Origin of the sequence: Ruminobacter sp. RM87, from assembly GCF_000701925.1 — a bacterium.
GTDB lineage: Bacteria > Pseudomonadota > Gammaproteobacteria > Enterobacterales > Succinivibrionaceae > Ruminobacter > Ruminobacter amylophilus.
Map to the genome: position 1 here is coordinate 1 of NZ_JNKD01000083.1, position 7,610 is coordinate 7,610.

Annotated in this window: 6 protein-coding genes; all 6 read right to left on the reverse strand. The window is 38.7% G+C overall.

What is annotated here, in order from left to right; all coding sequences use genetic code 11:
* Nucleotides 1-563: 563 nt before the first annotated feature.
* A complete protein-coding gene (locus T489_RS0111530; protein WP_031580176.1) occupies nucleotides 564-1,277 on the reverse strand; it encodes a LytR/AlgR family response regulator transcription factor in 714 nt (237 codons plus the stop codon).
* Nucleotides 1,278-1,700: 423 nt separating this feature from the next.
* A complete protein-coding gene (locus T489_RS0111535; RefSeq protein ID WP_031580177.1) occupies nucleotides 1,701-2,090 on the reverse strand; it encodes a TIR domain-containing protein in 390 nt (129 codons plus the stop codon).
* 1 nt (nucleotide 2,091) lies between these two features.
* A complete protein-coding gene (locus tag T489_RS0111540) occupies nucleotides 2,092-3,060 on the reverse strand; it encodes a caspase family protein (protein ID WP_031580178.1) in 969 nt (322 codons plus the stop codon).
* 259 nt (nucleotides 3,061-3,319) lie between these two features.
* A complete protein-coding gene (locus T489_RS0111545) occupies nucleotides 3,320-3,970 on the reverse strand; it encodes an RloB family protein (RefSeq protein ID WP_031580179.1) in 651 nt (216 codons plus the stop codon).
* 3 nt (nucleotides 3,971-3,973) lie between these two features.
* On the reverse strand, nucleotides 3,974-5,242 hold the full coding sequence (locus T489_RS0111550) for an AAA family ATPase (RefSeq protein WP_031580180.1): 1,269 nt from the start codon (nucleotides 5,240-5,242) through the stop codon (nucleotides 3,974-3,976).
* A 1,031-nt stretch (nucleotides 5,243-6,273) separates the two neighbouring features.
* A complete protein-coding gene (locus T489_RS0111555; protein ID WP_232218320.1) occupies nucleotides 6,274-7,179 on the reverse strand; it encodes a site-specific integrase in 906 nt (301 codons plus the stop codon).
* Nucleotides 7,180-7,610: the final 431 nt, after the last annotated feature.

The following is a 7,610-nucleotide window of genomic DNA, read 5'->3' on the forward strand; positions in this document are numbered from 1 at the left end:
AATGTTTGCGGTAAATCCGTATCTGTTTACGTACATCTACAGTTTACACGGTAAATCCACGATTTGCATTCATTCGTGGAGGTCGTTTCATATTGTCTTACACTGAATCGCCAAAGAAGCGTATTTCCAAGCGACCAGGCACTACTGAAAGCACTGTATCTTTCCACGTTTGAGGCGACAAAAAAATGGACCATGCCTCTAAGAAACTGGGGGGTAATCTACGGTGAATTTCAGATAATGTATGAAGGCCGATTACCAGACTGATTTCCGGTATAAACAAAAGACAGAAGCGGAAACTTCTGTCTAGGGATTATTTTGTTTTTTAATAAAAATAGTTAAATTTAAATAGAAATAATTGACTATTTTATTTATAAAACATAAATCTTGACTTATAAAAACAAACAGGTAATATTAATAACACAAAAGCAGTAACCGGAAGGTCACTGCCTTTAAAAAATTCTCAGGATGTTTTTCTATTTACAGAAAGATTTTCACATACTCGCTTATCAATAAACCTGCAATAGCGGATATCGTACTTGCTATATCCCACATTCTCTCCATACTCATGAATCTATCCTCCTGCGGCTGTATTCCAGATATGCTTTAAGAAATCCATCATATTCACGTCTTGCAATAGGAATACTGTCACCGCCTTGCAGCTTTACCGATGCCCGGTCATACCTTTCCACATATTTCATATTCACCAGATAGGACCGGTGAACACGATAAAAGTCCTTGCCGACAAGTCCTTCAAGTACCGATAACTGACCATAATATTCTATGTTTTCATCCTTCAGGTGAAGTATGGTCTTCCGATCATACACTTCCGCATATAAAAGCTTCGACAGATTGACCCGGATATGTGAAGTTCCGGATTGAATCTCAATGTATTTATCCCTGCTTTGCGCCGAATTATCCTGCCGCTCCAACTCCCGAACTGCATTATCAAGGACAATTTTCAGTTTTTCATCTGCCACCGGCTTCACAAGAAAATGAAACGCATGGAGATCAAATGAATCAAATACCCGATCTTCCTCTCCGGTAATAAAGATCAGAATCTTTCTCCAATCTCTGTCCCTCAGTTCCTTTGCCACATCCATACCGCTCTTTCCGGGCATCTTTATATCAAGAAGTATAATGTCAGGAAGCTCGTCCGCTCCAAGAAGACTTTCGCCTGATGTATATGTTACGATCTCCGCATTGAAGCAGAATCTCTTTACTTTCTCGGCAAGGATGGAGCATATTCTTTTTTCATCATCGCAAATAGCTATTCGCATATTATTCCTCCAGTAGGGCACACTATATAGATATTATCGGATATCACCCACTGTATATTGCTCCCAATGTAGTGAATGGTCGATTTTTTGAAGTGAATGGCAAATCTAATAAAGCATGTAGTTATCTATCGCTTCTTTGGATCGGTAGCAATATGTAAAACACCCGTAAAATTGCCTATTGATAACACCCTGCAAAACTCACGCCTCCGCATCGCAGATGCGCTGAAGGATATCAGGGTGCGCCATAAGTTGCAAATGTGTTTTTGCACGAGACCGATTAGCTATGTTATACGGATCAGGGCGGACCCCAGGCCACTTCATACATTACGACGTCAATCTGACGTCACCCTTCTCGTATACTCTCTCATAGACTGAAGTTTAATCAAATCAAGCATTAAATAATCGTATACCTCACTTCGTATATTATCGTTTGCCTGCAAATAAGGCCTTGAGGTTATCCCAAGTCCAATTATACATTTTATCAGAGTATCTTACTCCTTTCGGCATAACACATCGCTTATCACTTCTGCCGCATAGGCAAAAATACGGTATATTTTCTTCTTGTGCTATCTTAAGTTCCACAGATACACCTGTGGCTTGATCTGTATGTGTTCCACATATAATAACAACCACATCACAGCCTTTGATTCGCCTTCTCGCGTTTTCTTTCCAGTTTGATGATATTGCCTCCTTAATTGACATATCCGTAATTTCAAATGGAGAATCATCTTTCCGAGCCTGGCCAACAAGCAAATTCTTAAGTTCTAAATCATAATCATAATCAAAACTGATAAACGTTCTTTTTTTATTCATATTATATTCTCTCCTCTTCAATTAATTTTCTATAATACTTACCCAATTCTGTAAGCCTACACCCCGTTGAATGCATCGCAGCATAATACATATGATTTTCGTTTAATGGCTCAACTATACCTATACTTTCAAGCAATTGCAGTCTTTTAAAGATTTCCACATGCTCTTTTTCAGCGTATGGTTCTCTTAATTCTATTTTGGCATCTGGAACATTTGTACATTCATAAGAAGGATCCAAATCCATAATATCATCCGAAGTTTTAAAGCACTTTGTTAATATGGTTAAATCCTCACGTGTAACCCTGGTTTTTACCCTTCTAATTGGCACAAATGATTGAGTATTTGTTTTAAAAATCGGCCGTTGTTCCCATGCGCCAAGTGCCCGGTCAATATATGCATAAATACTAGCCGGAGATATGTCCCCCTGTATATTAGCCGCTCCACCCTTCATAGCTTCACATAATAACATCGTAAAAACCCCATGACCATTTACTTCCATTGAACTTTCATTTTGGCGGCTCGCTGTCATTATCGTGACACCATTACCTACAATGTCATATTTTGAAGATATGGCTTCAACTTTTCCCAATTCACCAGAGAAGCAACAATCTAATAAAATAATCTTATTTTTACAATTAGATTCATTGGCAATTTGTAGAATTCGCTCCATAGGAACACCCGGATTATACTTATCATAATCAGGTGTGACTATGTATCCACCAAATTCATTAATATCTCCATGTCCTGAAAAATAGAGCAGTGCCACATCATCGTCCTGACTAAATAGATCTATTATTTCATCTGTTAGTTGATTCTTAGTCATAACATCAGTTAATAACTTGGCATCAAAATTCTTTGACCCATCTCCATTTCTCGCCAATAATGCTTGCACTTCCACCGCATCATTTATACATCCAGTTAGTGGGCATGAAGGATAATTATTTATCCCAATTACTAAAGCTTTTCTCATTTTTCTTCCTCTATAATGTTTCAATCCAATCGTACCATCAGTGTGTCCGATTTCTCGACAATTCTTTTTTGCTCCAGTACCAGTAGTAATGATAAAAACATCTTTGATAACGTTTTTTCATTACAGTTAGGCTGTGCTGTTGCTATGGCTCCATTGCGAAGCTGTTTCCAATACAAACCACTATCCATAAAATATTTCATACGCTATGGATACAGATTTTTACTATAACTCGATCGTATTAAATAGCCTGCAAAAATAATTACCCCGTTGGAATCTTGGACTTTACTTCTCTCACCAAGCGGTGAACTGTCGTACATGGGCACATTTCTGATGGTTTTTCATTGCCATTCAATTTATGCTCGCGGCATTTCTGGTCAGCAAGTTTTATGGCTTGTTCCTCATCACCGTAACGATTAAGTTTCTCATATATACCCTTATCCGACTTAACGTATTTCTGCCCAGTTATTCTTCTAAAAGTCTGTGCAAAGCCATTACAACAGGCAACGGAATCACTATATGTAGGCATTGCACCAAAATAAGCATTAAACCATTCCTCAATACATGGATTAGTCCATCCAACGTTGATGCCTTTATCTTCGGCCTGTCGAATTATCTCATCGAAATTCATGACTTCATCGCGATCAAAGATAATCCATATTTCTCGATATTGCACGTTTACCGATGCTAGATTTCTGGCTTCGTCAACTAGGTCGTTAGATTTAGTCTTAATTACTTTGATTACCAGCTTGCCCTGTAATTCTTCTGGAATAGAATCTCTTAACCCATACATATAGTTCTGTTCAGTCTCTTCTGTATCAGTAACTATAAAGTAGTACCCCAATTCGGGTACTCTTCTTTTTGCTAGTTGATCACGGGTTTTCCGCTTCCCGTTTCTTTCAATATGAGCCATACTTTATTCCCCCTTAAACATGTCGAAATGTTTCAAAGTCGGTATTGCTCCATACTTTCCTAACAAATAGTTCTTCTCATAATTTTCGTCCTTGCGGATTTTAGCTCCATCCTCATCTACAAAATCAGCCAATGAGAAAAGGTATGAAATTCCATTTGAATCTTTTTCGGTGAACCATATCTCATCTCTTCTTAGAATATTACCATTAAGCTGCCATGAATCATGAGATGTAAAAATCAACTGAGCGTGATTTGTATTAATCTCAGGATTGAGGAATGTAATAACAAAAGCTCTTACAAGCAAGGGGTGAAGTCTGGCATTAAGTTCGTCAATAAAGAAAACACCTCCCGTTGACAATACATCCTGCAACATAGGATACAACGCAAACATTTTAAGAGTTCCTGCTGATTCATACTGAAGTGGAATAGACGTTGTCTGTTCAGAATCTATCATTTTATGCACAGCATCAATTCTGAATTGCTTATCTGCATCATCGACTTCTGATTTTATAACCTCAACTTTAAAGTCTATTATCGAGGAATCAAATGATGAAAAGTAGTCAACAACCTTTTGACGAACCCTCTCATCCTCTTCAAACCCTTCCGGAATTAACTGAGATAAAAAATAGTTTTCGATTGGCTTACCAAAATCAGCAAAATCATTATGAACAAACCAATCTCTTATAAGTTTTAGCTTATCTATCTTGAGTTTTGCTCCAAGAGAAACAATAAGTGTTTCCTTTTCCAATGCAATTTTTAAGTTTTCCTGACTCTTGGTTGGAATACCTACAAAATCAAATTCATCTTCATTACGATAGAAAATGCGCTTGAAATCCCCTCTTGATGACTTAGACTTATAGTTTAACCATTCCTCGCATACGCCATTGCTATCAACAGTGAAACCATAATTATAAGTTTTTGCGCCACTTTCCTCTGAGTCAATAAAATATATTTCAAATGAGGATTCTGCGTTTTTACTTGTATTATCGAACAAAAATGGAGTCGGTTTGAAAAACCTGGAATTCTTCTTAGTGTCTGATTCATTTCCATAGTCAAGTGAATTAATAACATACGCAGACATATATCTAAAAGCTTCTTGAACATTTGACTTTCCGCTTGCATTTGCACCAAATATTGCCGCAACAGGTAAAACCTTCTCATTTGCAATAGATACAACATGGTTATTAAATTCAGAAATCTTTGTTGCTGTTAAATCTAATGTTGTATCATCCCTGAATGATTTAAAATTCTTATAATTGAATTGAAGTAGCATAATATATAGCCTCCTTTTCCTTCTTACTATGTATTATACGCAACTTTTTCAAAAAATCAACGCCTATTTGAGTTTTTTCCTCATTCACATGTATTTTTGCCTTCGGAAGCGAATATTTTGCATAATCAATCCAAAGTATTTCTCCACCAAGTCAAAAGGAAAGCACCCTGCATCACGCAGAGTGCTCTCATCGTTCCTCGGGTAGTTCACCTTAAAAGGTGTAAACGGGGTGTAAATCCGTTTGCTAAATCTTCAGAATGTCTTATTTTCTAGGCTTTCCGTTATACTGAAATCTTTTGCCCCAGCAGACGAATAGTATTTTGATCATGTTTTTGATTCTCTCTTTCAGAGGTGTGATCCTTCAAAAATCAAAAGGTGTAAACAAGGTGTAAATCAGATACCACTCTGCCCACAAATGGCTTATTTCTGCCATTCTTTGCATCGGCATCAAATCCTGCCGTGGCACACGAAAAGCACCCGAATTGTCATTGTTGATTGTCCAGAATTGCCGGAGATTGCCCATGTCTGCGAGGTTTGCCGGCTCTCAACCTATGCAGAACTGCCTTTCGCAATATTAACAGAAATGACAAAAATATCCAAAATACTGCCTTTTGTGTACACGAAAAGTAGTCAAATCGTAGTCAAAATCCGGAGGCTGACTACTCGGTTAGTTTTTAGTTTTATTACTCGTAAAAACGTTGATTTTAGGCGCTAAAAAGAGCTGTGATAAAATTGAACATAAGCTTAAAAATTATTTTTGATGGCTTTATAGTGCCGTAAATCGATGCGGATTTAACACAATTATGTGATGAACTTAAAAAAAGTCCATGCCGCACAACGGTCATGAGCTTAATAGGATTAGTGGCGGATTGCCTTAGATGTACTTGAACTGACTCTGTCCCTTATTTGCTACTCTATTTGCTACTCCATTTGCTACTCATATTTTATTAGTGGAACGCAATTATGCGCAGATATGAAAAAAGCCCATGCCAAAATGGTCATGAGCTTAAAAGGATTAGTGGCTGAACGCCTTAAATGTACTTGAACTGACTCTCCATACTGCGTATGGTGTCGCGCTCAATGCTATTGATTTCCTTTCTGGCGTCCTCCAGCTCTTTTAGCCTGATAATCTCATCCTTGGCATCATCAAGACCGAGGTGAGTGTAGACGTCCATGGTTACTGAAATTTCAGAATGTCCCATCAGGTATTGCAGAGTTTTAGGATTCATTCTTGCTCGGGCCTGATTGCTGCAGTAGGTATGGCGGCATACATGAGGTGTTATTGACGGCATCTGAATTTTGTAGATGTCGTTATACCGCTTAACTGCATGCTGGAACCTGTGCTCCCAGTGCAGAGCCACTTCGGGCATTCCGTCTTTATCCCTGATAAGGAATCCGGCATAACCTTTAACGATTACCTCCGGCAGATCTGTCGGTCTGTTTTCCACCAGGGACTTGAACATCTGATAGACTTCCTCAGTCATCGGCAGCTTGCGGGTACCGGCGCTGGTCTTGGTGGGGCAGATGTCGTATTTGCCGGATCTGAATCTTTGCACCTGATGATTGATATCGATAATTCGGTTTTCCAGATCTATATCCTTTAGTGTCAGACCGCAGAATTCCGATATTCGCATTCCGGTATGAAACAAAATGTAAATTGCCTCATAGTACTTGCAGTAGATGTTGTCGTCATGAATAAATTTAAGAAACTTGTTCATCTGCTCTCTGGTGATTGCAAGTCTTGTTTTTTCAGTGTTGTAAATCACTCCGACCAGCTCAAATCCGAAAGGATTCTTCATCAGCAAATCATCATCCACCGCCATCTGAAAAGCAGGTCTTAACACACCGCGAACGGTTTTAATCGTGCTTGAACCGCGACCGTCTGACTGCAGCTTGATTAAGAAAAGCTTGGCATCAGAGGTTTTTACCTCACACATCTTCCGGTCTCCGAATTCCTCATTCTTAAGCAGATTACGGACAAAATTGTAACCGATACGTGTCGATTCTCTGACACCTGTTCTGGTCTTAAGATACCTGTTATGAAACGACTTTTGTCAAGCAGTAATTTAGGCAAGACATTTTTCTCAGTCTAAGCACGGCATTGGCCACTCTGTTATACGGGGATTGGTTACCTCAGGTCAATGGTTCGCCGCGAATTCTATTGGTCTTACGTCGAGGATCACTTCACTTATTTCAGTGCCATCAAAGCGTGTTCGTAGATAATTCAAACCTTCTTGATGAAAAACGTCTTATCTAAATCACTGTCGTCTTCAGATGTTTAAAAACACATCCGTCTATACATTTATCCTGATTAACCCCTCGGCCGGTATTACTTCTCCAGCTTCGTTATTACCACATTCGTAGTTGG

Bases quoted from the DNA above. Each gene is read 5' to 3' on its own strand.
- T489_RS0111555 (WP_232218320.1), bottom strand. From the start codon at position 7,179: ATGTGTGAGGTAAAAACCTCTGATGCCAAGCTTTTCTTAATCAAGCTG.
- T489_RS0111540 (WP_031580178.1), bottom strand. From the start codon at position 3,060: ATGAGAAAAGCTTTAGTAATTGGGATAAATAATTATCCTTCATGCCCA.
- T489_RS0111530 (WP_031580176.1), bottom strand. From the start codon at position 1,277: ATGCGAATAGCTATTTGCGATGATGAAAAAAGAATATGCTCCATCCTT.
- T489_RS0111545 (WP_031580179.1), bottom strand. From the start codon at position 3,970: ATGGCTCATATTGAAAGAAACGGGAAGCGGAAAACCCGTGATCAACTA.
- T489_RS0111550 (WP_031580180.1), bottom strand. From the start codon at position 5,242: ATGCTACTTCAATTCAATTATAAGAATTTTAAATCATTCAGGGATGAT.
- T489_RS0111535 (WP_031580177.1), bottom strand. From the start codon at position 2,090: ATGAATAAAAAAAGAACGTTTATCAGTTTTGATTATGATTATGATTTA.